Source organism: Pseudonocardia sp. 2-7 (assembly GCF_056341085.1).
In genome coordinates this window covers 933,652-949,658 of the sequence record NZ_CP094507.1, presented here as the reverse complement: position 1 = coordinate 949,658, position 16,007 = coordinate 933,652, and the positions used below count along the sequence as shown (strand labels likewise).

At 75.0% G+C, this 16,007-nt stretch carries 16 protein-coding genes; 4 read left to right on the top strand and 12 right to left on the bottom strand.

Features of this window, described 5'->3' with window-relative positions; all coding sequences use genetic code 11:
- Positions 1-15: 15 nt before the first annotated feature.
- The 4 genes from MTO91_RS04860 to dapE all read right to left on the bottom strand — a co-directional run bounded on the left by MTO91_RS04860 (position 16) and on the right by dapE (position 3,586).
- Positions 16-1,026, bottom strand: coding sequence for a glucosyl-3-phosphoglycerate synthase (locus tag MTO91_RS04860; RefSeq protein ID WP_405419143.1), 1,011 nt, complete (start codon positions 1,024-1,026; stop codon positions 16-18).
- A 4-nt stretch (positions 1,027-1,030) separates the two neighbouring features.
- A complete protein-coding gene (locus MTO91_RS04855; protein WP_405419146.1) occupies positions 1,031-1,627 on the bottom strand; it encodes an LOG family protein in 597 nt (198 codons plus the stop codon).
- The gene (locus MTO91_RS04850; protein WP_346108137.1) at positions 1,627-2,409 is read right to left on the bottom strand and encodes an LOG family protein; all 783 of its coding nucleotides are present in this window, start codon (positions 2,407-2,409) and stop codon (positions 1,627-1,629) included. The genes MTO91_RS04855 and MTO91_RS04850 overlap by 1 nt, the downstream gene beginning before the upstream one ends.
- A gap of 103 nt (positions 2,410-2,512) precedes the next feature.
- Positions 2,513-3,586, bottom strand: a complete 1,074-nt coding sequence (dapE, locus tag MTO91_RS04845) for a succinyl-diaminopimelate desuccinylase (RefSeq protein WP_405421596.1) — start codon at positions 3,584-3,586, stop codon at positions 2,513-2,515.
- 469 nt (positions 3,587-4,055) lie between these two features.
- Between dapE and MTO91_RS04840 the strand changes: the two genes are divergently transcribed.
- From MTO91_RS04840 to MTO91_RS04830, 3 genes are all read left to right on the top strand, one after another.
- Positions 4,056-4,760, top strand: coding sequence for a helix-turn-helix domain-containing protein (locus MTO91_RS04840; protein WP_405419148.1), 705 nt, complete (start codon positions 4,056-4,058; stop codon positions 4,758-4,760).
- Between the two features lie 11 nt (positions 4,761-4,771).
- A complete protein-coding gene (gene dapD / locus MTO91_RS04835) occupies positions 4,772-5,707 on the top strand; it encodes a 2,3,4,5-tetrahydropyridine-2,6-dicarboxylate N-succinyltransferase (protein ID WP_476653902.1) in 936 nt (311 codons plus the stop codon).
- 63 nt (positions 5,708-5,770) lie between these two features.
- A complete protein-coding gene (locus MTO91_RS04830; protein WP_476653901.1) occupies positions 5,771-6,739 on the top strand; it encodes a CHAD domain-containing protein in 969 nt (322 codons plus the stop codon).
- A gap of 12 nt (positions 6,740-6,751) precedes the next feature.
- On the opposite strand, the gene MTO91_RS04825 is transcribed toward MTO91_RS04830, so the two are convergent.
- From MTO91_RS04825 to fdxA, 3 genes are all read right to left on the bottom strand, one after another.
- Positions 6,752-8,020, bottom strand: a complete 1,269-nt coding sequence (locus tag MTO91_RS04825; protein WP_405419154.1) for an MFS transporter — start codon at positions 8,018-8,020, stop codon at positions 6,752-6,754.
- 105 nt (positions 8,021-8,125) lie between these two features.
- On the bottom strand, positions 8,126-9,229 hold the full coding sequence (gene dapC / locus MTO91_RS04820) for a succinyldiaminopimelate transaminase (RefSeq protein ID WP_405419156.1): 1,104 nt from the start codon (positions 9,227-9,229) through the stop codon (positions 8,126-8,128).
- Positions 9,226-9,552, bottom strand: a complete 327-nt coding sequence (fdxA, locus tag MTO91_RS04815; RefSeq protein ID WP_020626080.1) for a ferredoxin — start codon at positions 9,550-9,552, stop codon at positions 9,226-9,228. The genes dapC and fdxA overlap by 4 nt, the downstream gene beginning before the upstream one ends.
- A 128-nt stretch (positions 9,553-9,680) precedes the next feature.
- On the opposite strand from fdxA, the gene MTO91_RS04810 reads away from it, so the two are divergent.
- Positions 9,681-10,667, top strand: coding sequence for a GNAT family N-acetyltransferase (locus MTO91_RS04810; RefSeq protein ID WP_476653900.1), 987 nt, complete (start codon positions 9,681-9,683; stop codon positions 10,665-10,667).
- Positions 10,668-10,683: 16 nt separating this feature from the next.
- Here the strand turns inward: MTO91_RS04810 and MTO91_RS04805 are convergent, their stop codons facing one another.
- From MTO91_RS04805 to MTO91_RS04785, 5 genes are all read right to left on the bottom strand, one after another.
- A complete protein-coding gene (locus tag MTO91_RS04805) occupies positions 10,684-11,463 on the bottom strand; it encodes a hypothetical protein (protein ID WP_073577732.1) in 780 nt (259 codons plus the stop codon).
- A complete protein-coding gene (locus MTO91_RS04800; protein ID WP_476653899.1) occupies positions 11,460-11,852 on the bottom strand; it encodes a hypothetical protein in 393 nt (130 codons plus the stop codon). The genes MTO91_RS04805 and MTO91_RS04800 overlap by 4 nt, the downstream gene beginning before the upstream one ends.
- The gene (gene mshB, locus MTO91_RS04795) at positions 11,849-12,736 is read right to left on the bottom strand and encodes an N-acetyl-1-D-myo-inositol-2-amino-2-deoxy-alpha-D-glucopyranoside deacetylase (protein ID WP_208819323.1); all 888 of its coding nucleotides are present in this window, start codon (positions 12,734-12,736) and stop codon (positions 11,849-11,851) included. The genes MTO91_RS04800 and mshB overlap by 4 nt, the downstream gene beginning before the upstream one ends.
- A gap of 9 nt (positions 12,737-12,745) precedes the next feature.
- Entirely contained in the window at positions 12,746-13,861 is a 1,116-nt protein-coding gene (gene tsaD, locus MTO91_RS04790) for a tRNA (adenosine(37)-N6)-threonylcarbamoyltransferase complex transferase subunit TsaD (protein WP_476653898.1), read from the bottom strand.
- A gap of 67 nt (positions 13,862-13,928) precedes the next feature.
- A complete protein-coding gene (locus MTO91_RS04785; RefSeq protein ID WP_308215865.1) occupies positions 13,929-16,007 on the bottom strand; it encodes an ABC transporter ATP-binding protein in 2,079 nt (692 codons plus the stop codon).

The window sequence follows — 16,007 nt, the reverse complement described above, 5'->3', positions numbered from 1 at the left end:
GTCCGACGACGGGTCTCACCCCACGCGGGCGGCGGGTGCGACCACCGGCTCGGCGGACCCCCCGTCGCGCACCCGGCCTGGTGGGGGCCGGTCCACCTGGCGCAACGGACGGGTCTCGGTGCGCCATCCCGTCTCCGTACCGTGGCCGGTGCGCACGTGGCCGGGGAGGGCGTCGTCGGGGAGGAACGCGGTGAGTCCGGCGCCGGAGTCCTCGACCCCGCAGCGGGCCAGGGCCGTGGCGAGGACCTCGCGGGAGGTGCGGCCGAGCTCGTGCAGCGGGCGGTTGCGGTGCCGGCGCACGCCGAGGTCGGCCTGCGCGATGGCCGCGGTCCCGCCGACGACGGTGTCGGCGTCGGTGTCGAGCAGCAGGCCGATGTCGACGCCGTAGCCGGTCGCGAACGGGAGCCGGTCGAGCAGCTCGCGGGTGGCGGCGTACTCGCCCCCGATGGGCTGGCGGACGTGCCGCAGCCCGGGGCGGAGCGCGGCGAGCAGGGGGCGGGCGAGCAGCTCGGTGACGCGGCCGCCCTCGTGCCCGCTCGCCTCGTCGGGGCCGCAGGCACCACCGGGGCCGCCGGGGCCGGTGAGCGGACGCCGGTGGTAGCCCTTGACCAGCGCGGTCCCGGGCCGGGTGAGCAGCGGCGCGAGGAGCCGTTCGACGAGCTCGGGGTGCGGGTCGACGAGGTCGGCGTCGACGAAGCAGACCAGGTCGGCCGGGCGCGGCCCGTTCCCCAGGGCGACGACGGCGCGCCACATCGCCTCGCCCTTGCCCGGCAGCACGTGGACGCCGGGCACCGCCCGCTCGCGGCCGAGCACCCGTGCCCCGGCCGCCGCGGCGTACTCCGCGGTGCGGTCGGTGCTCCCGGAGTCGAGGACGACGAGGTCGTCGACCAGCGGGGACGGGCCCTCGCACAGCCGGGTCAGCCCGGCGACGAGCGCACCGACCGTCGCCTCCTCGTCCAGGGCGGGCAGGACGACGGCGATGCGACGGCCGTCCTTGCGGGCGGCGAGCCGGGCGGAGAGGGTCACGGGCTCAGGTGAGCGGACGGGCGCACTCGTCGAGCGCCGCGTCGGCCAGCCCGGCGGGGTCGGCCGGAGCGGAGTCGCCGCCGCGGACCTGCCGCAGCCGCTCGATCGGGGCCCGTGAGGCGAACCCGCGGTCGGCGAGGCCGGCGACCCAGTCGACGAGGCCGTCCCAGTGGCCGTCGGGGTCGAGCAGCACGACCGGCTTGCCGTGCAGGCCGAGCGACCCGGCGGTCCAGACCTCGAAGAGCTCCTCACAGGTCCCGATGCCGCCGGGCAGCGCGAGGAACGCGTCGGCACGATCCTCCATCTGCTGCTTGCGCTCGCGCATGCTCTCGACGACGAGCAGCTCGTCGCTGTCGTGGTCGGCCCACTCGCGCTCGACCATGGACCGCGGGATGACCCCGACGGTGCGGCCGCCTGCCTCCCGGGCGCCGGCCGCGACCGCACCCATCATCGACTTGCGGCCCCCGCCGGACACGAGCGTCCAGCCGCGGGCGGCGACGGCACGGCCGACCTCCCGGGCGAGGTCGAGGTAGTGCGGGGCGACGCCGTCGGAGCTGGCGCAGTAGACGCAGACGGCGAACCCGGGCTCCGGACCGGCCATCAGTGCGTCTCCTCCCAGGCGTGGTAGGCCTCGTTGACCACGTCGACGGCGTCGTCGATGTCGTCGGTGACGTGCAGCAGGTCGAGGTCCTTCTCGCTGATCTTGCCGTCGGTGAGGACGGTCTTGGCGATCCAGTCGTAGAGGCCGCCCCAGTAGTCGCTGCCGAGCAGGACGACCGGGAACTTCGTGACCTTCTTGGTCTGCACGAGGACGAGCGCCTCGAACAGCTCGTCGAGCGTGCCGAACCCGCCGGGCAGGCAGACGAACGCCTGCGAGTACTTCACGAACATCGTCTTGCGGGCGAAGAAGTAGCGGAAGTTGATCCCGAGGTCGACCCACGGGTTCAGGCCCTGCTCGAACGGCAGCTCGATGCCGAGCCCGACCGAGAGCCCGCCCGCCTCGGAGGCACCGCGGTTCGCGGCCTCCATCGCGCCCGGGCCGCCCCCGGTGATGACGGCGAACCCGGCTCCGGCGAGCCGCGCCCCGAGCTCGCGGCCCAGCTCGTACTCCGGGGAGCCGGCCTGCGTGCGGGCCGAGCCGAACACGGTCGCCGCGCGCGGGAGTTCGGCGAGCATCCCGAACCCCTCGACGAACTCGGCCTGGATCCGGAGCACCCGCCACGGGTCGGTGTGCACCCAGTCGGCCGGGCCCCGGGAGTCGAGCAGCCGCTGGTCGGTGGTGGTCGGCTCGATGCTGCGTTCGCCGCGCAGCACCACCGGGCCACGCTGCTTCTCGGGCTGCTTCTCGTGCAGCGTCCGGGGATCGGCGTTCTCGTCGGCCATGGCGATCACGGTATTCGGGCGGCGACGACCCGCCCCCGCCGGTGGGGTCGTCGGCGCTGTCGTCGGCGCTGTCGTCGGCGCGGGCCCGGCCGGCCGGCTCCGGTCAGGCGGGGTGGCCCGCGAGGTAGCGGCGCAGCACCTCGGTGCAGGCGGTGATCGCGTCCTCGGCGACGTGCTCTTCGCGGGTGTGGGCGAGGTTCGGGTCGCCGGGCCCGTAGTTCACCGCCGGGATGCCCAGCGCGGCGAAGCGGGAGACGTCGGTCCAGCCGTACTTCGCCCGCGGCACGGCCCCGGTCGCGGCGACGAACTCCGCGGCCGCCGTCGCGGACAGGCCCGGCAGCGCACCCGGCGAGAGGTCGGTGACGACGAGCGGGAACCCGTCGAACACCTCTCGGACGTGCTCGACGGCCTGCTCGGCGGACCGGTCCGGGGCGAACCGGAAGTTCACGGTGACGACGCACTCGTCCGGGACGACGTTGCCCGCGACCCCGCCGCCGATCCGCACGGCCTGCAGACCCTCGCGGTACTCGCAGCCGTCGATGTCCACCCACCGCGGCCGGTACGCCGCCAGCCGCGAGAGGATCTCCCCGGCCCGGTGGATCGCGTTGTCCCCCAGCCACGACCGCGCCGAGTGCGAGCGTCGTCCCGCGGTCCGCAGCTCGACGCGGAGGGTGCCCTGGCAGCCGGCCTCGAGGGTGCCGTCGGTGGGCTCGCCGAGGATCGCGAGGTCGGCGTCGAGCCAGTCCCGGTGCTCGCGCTCGATGCGGCCGAGCCCGTTGCGCTCCGCCTCGATCTCCTCGCAGTCGTAGAACACCAGGGTGAGGTCGTGCCTCGGCTCGGGCAGCGTGGCCGCGAGATGCGCGAAGACGGCATCGCCGGACTTCATGTCCGAGGTGCCGCAGCCGTGCACGATCCCGTCGGCGCGGCGCGACGGCACGTTGTCCGCGATCGGCACGGTGTCGATGTGCCCGGCCAGCAGCACGCGGTGCGGACGCCCCAGATCGGTGCGCGCGAGCACCGCGTCACCGGACCGCAGCACCTCCAGGTGCGGTGCCTGGGTCCGCAGCGCGGCCTCGAGCGCGTCGGCGAGGCGCCGCTCGTCCCCGGACACACTGGCGATGTCGACCATCGCGGCGGTCAGGGTCACCGGGTCGGACGTGAGGTCCAGCGCGGGCAGCGTCGTCGTCACCGGCCCGACGCTACCGACCCGCCCGGGCGCCCCTCCTCCGCGACCCGGCCGCGCGGGCACTCCGGACCGACCGCCGCGGCGCCGGATCGACGCCCCCGGCCCGTGCCGCGTCGCCGGGGGGGCTCCCTGGTCGTGGCTTTGCTCTGCTCACCAATACGCAGCACGGGCCCACGGGCGCCTCTCGCGCCCCTCCCGTCGCCCCCGGATCGGGGCAGGGTCGGGGCGTGAACGGTCTCCGTTCGCCTTCTGGGGGCGCCCCCGGACCTGCCCGCTGCGTATCGGTGAGCAGAGCAAAGCGACGCACGGACGGCCACCTCCGGGCGACCGATCCGGCCGCGGCCCGCCGTGTCGATCATCGCCGGCACCGGCGACGGCCGGGTTGTCCACAAGTGCGCGAGTTGTCCACAGGTTCGCAGGTCACCGGTGCGTTCCGGGCTCGCGGACGCAGGCTCGGTGCATGGACATCATCGAGGGCGACCGGTTGCCCGCGGAGCCGCCGCCGGCACCGGTCGACGTCGTCGTCCCGGATCTGTCCGGCCTGGTCCGGCGGGTGCGGCGGAGCGCGGACCTGTCGCAGCGGGAGCTCGCGGAGCGGACGGGGCTGGCGCCGTCGACGATCGCCCGGATCGAGAGCCGGTCGCTCGCGCCGGCGCTGGACACGCTGGCCGCGATCCTGTCGGTCGCGGGGCTGCGGCTGGTCGTCGTCGACGCGGAGAACCGGCGGGTGCCACCGATGGAGGACCCGCCGGGTGACCTGCGGGACGGGGCGGGGCGCAGGTTCCCGTCACATCTGGACGTGATCCTCGACCCGCTGCCCGGCGAGTGGTGGGGCGACCGGTACGGCTGCGCCCGACCGCCGGAGACGTTCCACCGGGATCGGCCGCTGCGCGACGCGATGCGGCGGCGCAGCGTGTGGGAGGTGCGGGTCGCGCAGTTCCGCACGGTGCCGCCACCGCCGACCATCGAGCACTGGATGATGATGCAGGCCCGGTGCCGGGCGTGCGGGCGGCTGCCCGACCCGCCACCGCCGCCGTTCGCGCCGACCGCGGTGCTCCGCTATCTGCAGGCCGCGGCCCTGCTGCTCTCGGCACGGGCAGCCGATCATGAGGACGTGTCCCGGCGCACCCACCGCGGCGTGCCGTGGGCGACGGCGGGCCGGTAGGTTCGGGGCCCGTGAGCACCGAGTACCGCCGCGAAGGCGCTTCCGGAACCGGCCTGGCCACGGTCACGACCGACGGCACCGTCCTCGACGTCTGGTACCCGGCGCCGGTGCTGGCCGGGGGCTCGTCCGACGACGCCGTCGACCTGGCGCACCTCGTCGGGACCGACGAGCTGCGTGGAGTCCGCACCGAGATCGTGCGCACCGAGATCGCCTCGCTGGCCGACGCGCCCGCCGATGCCGCCGACGTCTACCTGCGGCTGCACCTGCTCAGCCACCGCCTCGTCCAGCCACACCAGGTGAACCTCGAGGGCCAGTTCGGGCTGCTCACCAACGTCGTCTGGACCAACCACGGCCCGTGCCCGGTGCCCGGGTTCGAGCTCACCCGGGCGAGGCTGCGCGGCCGCGGCCCGGTGATCGTCACCCATGTCGACAAGTTCCCGCGGATGGTCGACTACGTGATCCCCGCCGGCGTCCGCATCGGTGACGCCGACCGCGTCCGGCTCGGCGCACACCTCGCCGAGGGCACGACCGTCATGCACGAGGGCTTCGTCAACTTCAACGCCGGCACTCTCGGCGCGTCGATGGTCGAGGGCCGGATCTCCGCCGGTGTCGTCGTCGGGGACGGCTCGGACGTCGGCGGCGGTGCCTCGATCATGGGGACGCTGTCCGGTGGCGGCAAGGAGGTCATCTCGATCGGCCGCCGCTGTCTGCTCGGCGCGAACGCGGGCCTGGGCATCTCCCTCGGCGACGACTGCGTGGTCGAGGCCGGTCTCTACCTCACGGCGGGCACCAAGGTCACGCTGCCCGACGGCAGCACCACCGCGGCGCGCGAGCTGTCCGGTCAGAACGGGCTGCTGCTGCGCCGCAACTCGGTGTCCGGCGCGGTCGAGGCGCTGGCCCGTACCGGCGACGGCATCGCCCTCAACGCAGCGCTGCACGCCAACTGACGGCCCGGCAGCGGTTCGCGGCGGAACGACCCACAGAAGCAGGACGGCAGGGACATGGTGGGTATGGACGGGGCTGCACAGCCTCCGGGGAACCTCTACGGCGCCGCGGACCTCGGTGAGCCGCTGACCGCGGGACCGCAGGACCCGCCGGTGGCGCACGTCCGCGCGCTGCTGGACAAGCGGCTGCGCGCGATGCTGCGGCACGAGCCCGGTGTGCGCGACGGATCCGAGATCGAGGACCTGCACCAGATGCGGGTCTCCGTGCGGCGGATGCGGGCGGCGCTCAAGGCTGCCCACCCCCTGCTCGAGCACACCTGGGCGGACCTGCTGCGCGCCGAGCTCGGCCGGCTCGGCCGGGCGCTCGGCCCGGTGCGCGACCTCGACGTGATGATCGCCCGCCTCCGCGGTGAGGTGGCCACGCTGCCGTCGGCCGAACTGGCCGCCGGTGAGCGACTGATCGCGGTGCTGGAGGCCGAGCGGGTCGGTGCGCGGGCCGAGATGCTCGACGAGCTCGACTCCGACCGGCACGCGGCACTGCGTCGCTCGCTGGTCGAGGCCGTCTCCGCTCCGCTGCCGGAGCCGCCGGACGAGGTCGCCCGCCCCGAACTGATCGAGCTCGTCCGGGCCGAGACCCGCAAGCTCGTCAAGGCGGTGCGCCGGGCCGGGCCGAACCCGCCGGACATGACCCTGCACGACCTGCGGATCCGCACCAAGCGGCTGCGCTACACCGGTGAACTCGTCGAACCGGCGATGCGCGACGCGGACGGGTCCCGCACCGACGACGCCCGTCAGGTCCGCCGGATGTTGAAGGCCGCCGCCGGACTGCAGGAGGTCCTGGGGGACCACCAGGACGCCTGCGTCGCCGAGCACCGCATCCGCGCCCTGCTCGACGAGCTGGGCCCCGGCCCCGACGCCCACGAGGTCTTCGTCGGCGGCCGGTTGGTCGAGCGGGAGCGGGCCCGTGCCGAGGCGCTGCGCGAGCAGTGGTGGGCCGCGTGGGAACGTCTGGCCGAGCAGGCCGAGGCGCTCTGAGACGGCGCCCGCTCAGCGCGGACGGTCCCCGATCCTGACCACCGCGCCGCCCTGCAGCGCGGCGCCGATCAGAAGCAACGCGATCGCGGCCGGGAACCCGGCGGAGTCGATGACCAGGCCCATCACCAGCGGTCCCACCCCGGCGGAGAGGTAGCCGATACCGAGGCCGAAGCCGCTGACGGCGGCGCTGCGGGCAGGGGTCGGCGTCCGCCAGGCGATCACGGTCAGTCCCAGCGGGAACCCGGCGCCGACCCCGATCCCGATCAGGATCGCCCACAGCCACGGCAGTGGCGTCCCTTGCGCGGGGGCGAGCAGCACCCCCAGCGTCCCGGCGGCCGAGCTGAGTACGGACAGCGCCGCCCAGAACCGCCACCGGCGTCGTCGCTCGGCCGCGGCCGGGAACAGCAGCGCCGACGGGATCTGAGCAATGCTCCACACGGCGAGGAGGAGCCCGGCCCCCTGGGGCGACCAGCCCTGCGACTCGTAGAACGGCGACAGCCAGGTCAGCCAGCCGTAGAAGATCGTCGACGTCCCGGCCAGGTAGCAGGCGACACGGCGGGCGAACGGGTCGTGCCGGACCCGGACCTCCTCGGCGAGCGAGGGGCCGTCGCCGGTCGCCTCCGGTGCGCCCACGGGCTCCCGCCGGGCGAGACCGATCCGGCTCGCGACCGGGATCCACACCGCGACGGCGAGCACCGCGGGCACCGCCCACACCGCGAGCGACCACGACCAGCCGCCGAGCGCGACGGCCAGCGGCACGGCGACCGCGGACGCGACCGTCGCACCGATCATCATCGAGACGACATAGGCACCGGTCACCGCACCCGCACGCTCGGCCAGATGCTCCTTGACGACCCCGGTGAGCAGCACCCCGGACACCCCGATGCCGAGCCCGACCAGCACCGAGCCACCGACCAGCGCGGGCAGCGCCATCACCGACCGCAGCAGACTGCCCACCGCGATCGTCGCCACGGCGACGCCGAGCAGCCGCTCACGGCCGACCCGGACGGCGACGGCGGCGGCGCCGAACGAGCCCACCGACATCATCAACACCGCGCCGGCCTGCACCAGACCGGCCGCGCCCGCCCCGATCCCGAGGTCGGCCCGCGCGGTCTCCAGCAGCGGCGGGTACCCGGCGAGCCCGGCCCGCAGGTTGACCGCGAGCGCCAGCACCCCGAGCAGGACCAGGGCGGGCCGGACGACCGGCCGGGACCGGGCCACGGGGGCGCCAGGCCCGGCGCCACCGGGCGCACCCGGACCGCCGGGACGCGGTGCCTGCATTCGACGGCTCCTTCGCCTGCCGGGTCCGCCGGATCGCTGCACCGGCGTCGTCGCTACCGGGCCGATCCTCTCCCGGGTCCTTGCCTATCGCAACGACAGCCGGGGTCAGGCCGCGCCGAGACGCTCGACCGCGGCGTCGATCCGCTCGTCCGGCGCGGTCAGCCCGACCCGGACGTGCTGGGCACCGGCGGGTCCGTAGAACTCACCGGGTGCGACGAGGATCCCCAGGCCGGCGAGCCGGTCCACGGTCTCGCGGCACGGCTCGTCCGCGCTCGCCCACAGGTAGAGCCCGGCCTGCGAGTGCTCGACCGTCAGCCCGGCCTTCTCCAGCCCGGCCCGCAGGCGGGTGCGACGGGCGTCGTAGCGGGCGGCCTGCTCGGCGACGTGCGCGTCGTCGGAGACGGCCGCCTCCAGCGCGGCCTGCACCGGACGCGGCACGATCATGCCCGCGTGCTTGCGCACCTCGAGCAGCCCCGACACCAGCGCCGGGTCCCCCGCGACGAACCCGGCGCGGTACCCGGCGAGGTTCGACACCTTCGACAGCGAGTGGACGGCCAGCAGCCCGGTGGTGTCGCCGTCGCAGACGTCGGGGTGCAGCACCGACCGCGGGGCCGGGTCGGCGTCGCCGGGCAGTCCGAGGTAGCACTCGTCGGAGGCGACGACCGCGCCCCGCTCCCGTGCCCAGGTCACTACCTTGCGCAGGTGCTCGACCGGCAGGACCCGGCCGGTGGGGTTCGACGGCGAGTTCAGCCACACCAGCCGGACCCGGGCCGGACCCGCGGCGGTGAGGCCGTCGGAACGGACGTGCCCGGCCCCCGCCAGCCGCGCCCCGACCTCGTAGGTCGGGTACGCGAGCTCCGGGATGACGACGGTGTCGCCCGCGCCGAGGCCCAGCAGCGTCGGCAGCCACGCGACCAGCTCCTTGGAGCCGATCGTGGGCACCACCGCGGCCGGGTCGACCCCGGACACGCCGAAGCGCCGCTGCAGCGAGGCGACGACCGCCTCGCGCAGCGACGCCGGGCCGTGGGTCGTCGGGTAGCCGGGCTCGGCGGCGGCCGGCCCGGCCACCGCGTCGCGCAGCACCCCGGGGACCGGGTCCACCGGGGTGCCGACCGACAGGTCGACGATGCCGTCCGGGTGCGCCGCCGCGCGCTCACGCGCACCGGTCAGCGAGTCCCAGGGGAAGTCGGGGAGGTCGAGCCTGCTCACTCGTCGTGTTCCTGCGGGGGCAGGCTCTTCGCCGGCTCCACGTCACGGTCGACCTTGCCGAGCTTCGAGGCGCCGCCGGGCGAGCCCAGCTCGTCGAAGAAGTCCACATTGGCCTTGGTGTAGGCGGCCCACTGGTCGGGGACGTCGTCCTCGTAGTAGATGGCCTCGACGGGGCAGACCGGCTCGCAGGCCCCGCAGTCGACGCACTCGTCGGGGTGGATGTAGAGCATCCGTCCACCCTCGTAGATGCAGTCCACCGGGCATTCCTCGATACACGCCTTGTCGAGCAGGTCGACGCAGGGTTCGGCGATCACGTAGGTCACTTCGGTGGTCCTCCACTCGGAGCAGCGGGCACCCGGAGATCATGTGGTGGCGGGGCGCCCGGTCAAACTGGGACGCCCGCAGGTTAACCCGCGCCCCCCGGCGGGGCAGGAGTGAGGTGGTCGGCTTCATGCTCGACGAGCTGGCAGGACGGCGGGTGGCCCTGCGCCACCGCATCGCGCCGGAGGGCGCACCGGGCCCCGGACTGACCGACGCGGTCGGTGAGCTGGAGCCCGACGGGCCCGACGCCGTCGTCGTGCACACCCGGTCGGGCCCGGTCCGGGTTCGGCGCGACGCCGTCGTCGCCGTCCGCGAGGTGCCGCCCGCCCCGGCCCGGCGGGCGTCCCGGGCGGCGGTGGACCGGCTGGAACGCGTACGGGCGGCGGCCTGGCCGGCGCCGGTCGCCGAAGAGCTGGGCGGCTGGCTGCTGCGCGCGGCCGGCGGCTGGACACGGCGGGCGAACTCCGCGCTCGCGCTCGGCGACCCGGGGATGCCGGTCGAACGAGCCCTGGAACGCGTGCGGGAGTTCGCCGGGCGGCACGACATCGCCCCGACGGTGCAGGCCCCGGTGGACGCGCCCTGGTCGAACCGGGTGGCCGAGGCGGGCTGGGTGCGGGCCGAGGACCCCGGGACCTGCACCGTGCTCGTCACCCGCGCCGCGTCCGACGGCCCGGCGCCGCAGTGGCCAGCGACGCCCGGACCGGACTGGTGGGCCGCGCAGGGCGAGCCGGAACCCGGGCCCGGCGCGCCCGCGTGGGCGGTGCTGACCGGGGTGCTGCGTCCCGGTGAGCAGAGCAAGGCGACGGGCACGGACCCCGTCGAGGTCGGGTTCGGCACCCTCACCGACGCCGGCGGGACGCCGGTCGCGTCGGTGCGCGCCGCCGTCGTCGACTCCCACGTCTACGTGTCACGGCTGTGGGTCGTCCCGGCCGCGCGGCGCGGCGGTCTCGCGGCCCGGCTCACCGGGCAGGCGCTGTCCTGGGGCGCGGCGCACGGGGCGCGGCACGGGATGCTCGACGTCGCCGACGACAACACCGCCGCGCTCGCCCTCTACCGCGCCACCGGCTGGACCGACCACCACCGCTACCACTACCTGGTCCCCCCGGATCCGGCCTGACCGGAGAGTCAGGGGCTCAGGCGAACCCGCGGCGGAGCAGCCAGGCGCGGGCCTGCTTGGCGGCGCGCTTGAGCCCCGACCACTCCCCCAGGTATTTCCCGACGACGCCGACGACCGGCAGCAGCCCGAGCCACTGGTGGTAGAAGCGGCCGTGCGGACGCTTGCCGAGCTCGTCCTCGACGCCCCACAGGGCCCGCCCGAGACGCCACACGGCGCTGCCGACGCGCTTGAGCGTGGCCCGCTTGCCGTCGCCGGCGAGATCACCGGTGAGCTCCTCGGCGCGGGCGTCGGCATCGGCGTCCTCGGCCGCGGTGAGCTCCCGGGCGGCGAGGTCGAGCTCGCGCTGGAACAGCACCGACGCCAGCAGCTCGACGAGCCGGTCCTCCGAGCGGACGCCGTGCTCGCCCGCGATCGCGACGAGCAGCAGTCCCTCGCCCGCCGCGCCGACGGCGTCGGACACCGGCAGGGTGCGGGCCAGTGCCCCGCCCAGACCCGGGATCGCGGCGATCAGCGTGGTGAACCGGCCGACCCGGTAGACCCACCAGTCGGTGCGGGCGGGGACGTCCATCGCCGCCCAGGCCGAGGTGCCGGGGACCTTCACCGACGCCAGCGCGTCGAGGATCTTGTCGGCGAGCGAGCGTTCCTCGTCGGTCGCGTCCTCCGGACGGTCCGAGCCGGGCGTCACCCGGGCCCGCAGGCCGAACGGGTCGGACTCGCGCAGCCCGTCGAGCACCGGCCGGGTGGCCCGCACGAACGGGCGCAGGACCTGCACCAGGTCGTCGTCGGAGATCGTCATCGGGTCACCCTCCGGTCGTTGCGGCCGTCCGCCAGCCGGTCGAGCGCCCTGCGGAACGACACGACGCCGGTCACGGCGCCGGCGACGAGCAGCAGCAGCGACTCCCAGTTCACCGGGAGCAGGAGGTCCCCGCCCGGGCCGAAGAAGCCGAGCACGAGCACCGCCGCGAACCACACGACCAGCGGGGCGGCCGCGCCCGCCGGGGTCGGGAGGATCTCGGTGGCCGTGGTGTGGATCAGCCACGGCAGCGAGACGACCACGATCACCGTGCCCAGCGGCACCGGGACCGGCCCGATGTAGAGCATCTGGAACATCAGCTCGAAGGCCACCAGCAGCAGCGAGACCACCAGCAGCACCAGCGCGAGCGGGAGCCTCGTCACGTCGCTCACCCGTCGACCCCCTCGAACAGATCCGTCTCCGTCGTGCCGGGCGGCGCGCCGGCGAGCACGTACTCCTCGACCCCCAGCAGCGGCTGGACGATGCCGTTGCTCATCGCGAACGCGACCCAGCCGTCGCCGCCGCGGACGTCGATCTGGGTGGCGTGCGCCCGCATCGCCGCGACCCGCTCGTCGTCATGGGCGTCGACGTCGACCCGGGTGGTGACGGCGGCGGCGTCGTGGCCGGGGTGCTCGTCGGGCTCCGGCCAGCGCAGCCCGGTGCGGTCCGGGTCCCCGCCGAGCGCGGAGAGCAGCTCGGTGAGCCCGTCGTCGAGCAGCGCGCTCGACCGCACCGCGAAGTACAGCTTGGCGACGACGTCCGGGCGCGCCCCCGCCGCGGCGACGACCAGCTCGTGCGCCCGGACGTGGTCGGGATGGCCGTAGCTGCCGTCGGAGGCGTAGGAGACCAGCACCTGCGGGCGGACCTCGTCGATGATCTCCAGCAGCTGGGCGAGCTGGGTGCCGAACGGCTCCGGGGCGGCGAACGCCCGCGGGTGCAGCTCCGGCGGGAGCGCGGCGCGGGTGCCGTGCCCGGCCAGCACCATGCCGGAGTCGCGCCAGCGCCCGGGGCCGCCGAGCCAGCGGTGCCGGGGCCCGCCGAGGGCGGCCAGCGCGCCGTCGAGCTCGCGGATGCGGTAGCCGCCGAGCTGGTCACCGCGGTCCGGGGCGAGCTCGGCCAGCTCCGGACCGATCACCTCGCCCTCCTCACCGAGGGTGCAGGTCACCACGGTGACCTCGCAGTCGGGGTCGGCGGTGTAGCGGGCGATGGTCCCGCCGGTGGTCAGGGTCTCGTCGTCCGGGTGGGCGTGGACGAGCAGGAGGCGACGAGCAGGCACGCCGGGAGCCTACGGGGCGATGATCGACCCCGCCGCGGCGTGGGGGACGACGGGCAGCGGGAACTCCGCCGCCTCCCCCGTCGCCGGGGGGAACGTGATCGTCGCGCCGGTCAGCGGGACGGTCGGGACCGCGGTCCCGGCCAGCCCCGCGGGTTCGACGCCGTCGCGGACCAGCAGGTCGCCCAGGGCCGCGATCATCGCGCCGTTGTCGGTGCACAGCCGGGGTACGGGCACGCGCAGGGTGATCCCGGCGCCCGCGCAGGCGCGCTCCATCTCGGTGCGCAGCACCCGGTTCGCCGCGACCCCGCCGACCATGAGCAGGGTGTCCGCGCCGCGCTCGGCACACGCCCGCAGGGCCTTGCGGACCAGCACGTCGACGACGGCCATCTGGAACGACGCGGCGACGTCCGGGACCGGCACGGCGCGGCCCGCGTCCTGGGCGGCCTCGACGTGCCGGGCCACGGCGGTCTTGAGGCCGGAGAAGGAGAAGCCGAACGCGGCGTCGCGCGGACCGGTCATCGGGCGCGGGAACGCGATCGCGGCCGGGTCGCCGTCGAGTGCGGCCCGCGAGACCGACGGGCCGCCCGGGTAGGGCAGGCCCAGCAGCCGGGCGACCTTGTCGAAGGCCTCCCCCGCCGCGTCGTCGACGGTGTCGCCGAGGTGCTCGACGGGGTCGCGGGCCAGGTCGCCCAGCGCCAGCAGCGAGGTGTGCCCGCCGGAGACGATCAGGCAGACGCAGCGGTCGGGCAGCGGCCCGTGCTCCAGGACGTCGACGGCGGCGTGCCCGGCCAGGTGGTGCACCCCGTAGAGCGGCACCTCCAGCGCCGCCGCGTACGCCTTGGCCGCCGCGACGCCGACGTGCAGCGCGGGCGAGAGCCCCGGCCCCGCGGTGACGGCGACGGCGTCGACGTCGGACAGCGACACCCCGGCCGCCTCGACCGCCGCGCGCACCATCGGCGTCACCGCGCTCACGTGGGCGCGGGCCGCGACCTCCGGGACCACACCGCCGAAACGGGCGTGCTCGTCCGCCGACGACGCCAGCCCCTCGCCCAGCAGCACCCCGTCCCGGACGAGACCGGCACCGGTCTCGTCGCACGACGTCTCGATCCCCAGAACCAGCGACACGCCACCCAGTTTCGCACCGGGTGGCGTGTCGTGGCCGTGGGGTCCTGCTCGGACGGGTCGTGCTCGGTCAGGTCCGCAGGAGCGCGCGCTCCTCGGCGAAGTGACAGGCCACCCGGTGCCCCGGGCCGGACGCGATCTCCAGGACCGGCTTCTCGTCGATGCAGCGCGCCTTGTCGGCGTCGGGCAGCTCCAGGTGCTTCCAGCACCGGGTGCGGAACCGGCAGCCCGACGGCGGGTCGGCCGGGTTGGGCACGTCCCCGGTCAGCACGATCCGCTCCCGCACCCGCTCGACCTCCGGGTCCGGGACGGGCACCGCCGAGATCAGCGCCTGGGTGTAGGGGTGCTGCGGCCGGTCGAACAGGTCGTCGCGGTCGGCGACCTCGACGACGTTGCCCAGGTACATCACCGCGACGCGGTCGGAGATGTGGCGCACCACCGACAGGTCGTGGGCGATGAACAGGTAGGTCAGCCCGAAGTCGCGCTGCAGCTGCTCGAGCAGGTTGAGCACCTGGGCCTGGATGGACACGTCCAGGGCCGAGACGGGCTCGTCGAGCACCACGAACTTCGGGTTGAGCGCGATCGCCCTGGCGATGCCGACGCGCTGGCGCTGCCCGCCGGAGAACTCGTGCGGGTAGCGCTCGGCGTACTCGGCCGAGAGCCCCACGGTCTCGAGCAGCTCCGGGATCGTGGAGTCGGTGAGCTCGCCGCCGAGCAGCTCGTACTTCTCCGACAGGATCGACCGGACCGTCATGCGCGGGTTCAGCGACGCGTACGGGTCCTGGAAGACGATCTGCATGTCCTCCCGGGCCGAGCGCAGCTCGGACTGCCCGAGCGCGGTCACGTCGCGGCCGTTGATGTGCACGCTGCCGGCGGTGGGCTCGTGCAGCCGCAGGATCGCCCGGGCCGCGGTCGACTTGCCGCAGCCGGACTCGCCGACCAGCGACAGCGTCTGCCCCTCGGGGATCTCCAGGTCGATGCCGTCGACGGCCTGCACCACACCGACGGTGCGCTGGAACAGCACGCCGGAGCGGATCGGGAACGACTTGGTCAGTCCCGCGGTGCGCAGCATCGGCTCGTCGGTCGCCGTCTCCGCGACGTGTGCCTCGGACCCCGGCACGACCGGCTCGCGCGGCGTGGCGGCGGCCTCGCCGACCTCGTCGGAGTGCAGGCAGGCGTGCAGGTGACCGGGCCGGTCGGTGAGCTGGACCAGTTCCGGGGTCCTCTCCGCGCAGGACGACGTGGCGAACCGGCAGCGCGGGTGGAACGCGCAGCCCGACGGGACGTGCGCGAGGTTCGGCGGCTGCCCGGGGATCGGCTCCAGCTTCTCCGGCCGGGCCTGGTCCATCCGCGCCAGCGACGACAGCAGCCCGTAGGTGTAGGCGTGCCGCGGCTCGGCGAAGATCTCGTCGTTGGTCCCGGTCTCGACGACCCTGCCCGCGTACATGACCATGATCCGGTCGGCGTGCGCCGCGACCAGGCCCAGGTCGTGGGTGATCAGGACGATCGCCGTCTCGCGCTGCTCCTGGAGCTTCTCGAGCAGGTTCATGATCTGGGCCTGCACGGTGACGTCGAGCGCGGTGGTCGGCTCGTCGGCCAGCAGGACCTTCGGGTCGTTCGCGAGCGCCATCGCGATCATCGCGCGCTGGCGCATCCCGCCGGAGAACTCGTGCGGGTACTGCGACGCCCGCGCGGCCGGGTTCGGGATGCCGACCTCCCCGAGCAGGTCGACGGCGCGGCGGCGGGCGGTGACCTTGCCGGCCTGCCGGTCGTGCGCCCGGATCATCTCGGCGATCTGGTCGCCCACCTTGTAGACCGGGTTCAGCGCGGTCAGCGGGTCCTGGAAGATCATCGCGATGTCCTTGCCGCGCAGCTTGCGCTGCTCGGACTCCGACATCGTCAGCAGCGAGCGGCCCTCCAGCAGCACCTCGCCGCTGGGGAACGTCGCCGGCGGGGTCGGGACGAGGCCCATCAGGCTCATCGCCGACACCGACTTGCCGGAGCCGGACTCGCCGACGATCGCCAGGGTCTCGCCCCGGTCGACGTGCCAGCTGACGCCGTCGACGGCCTTGACCACACCGGCGTCGGTGGAGAAGTGCACCCGCAGGTCGCGGACCTCGAGCATGTGCTCGCTTCGGTTCTCGGTCAC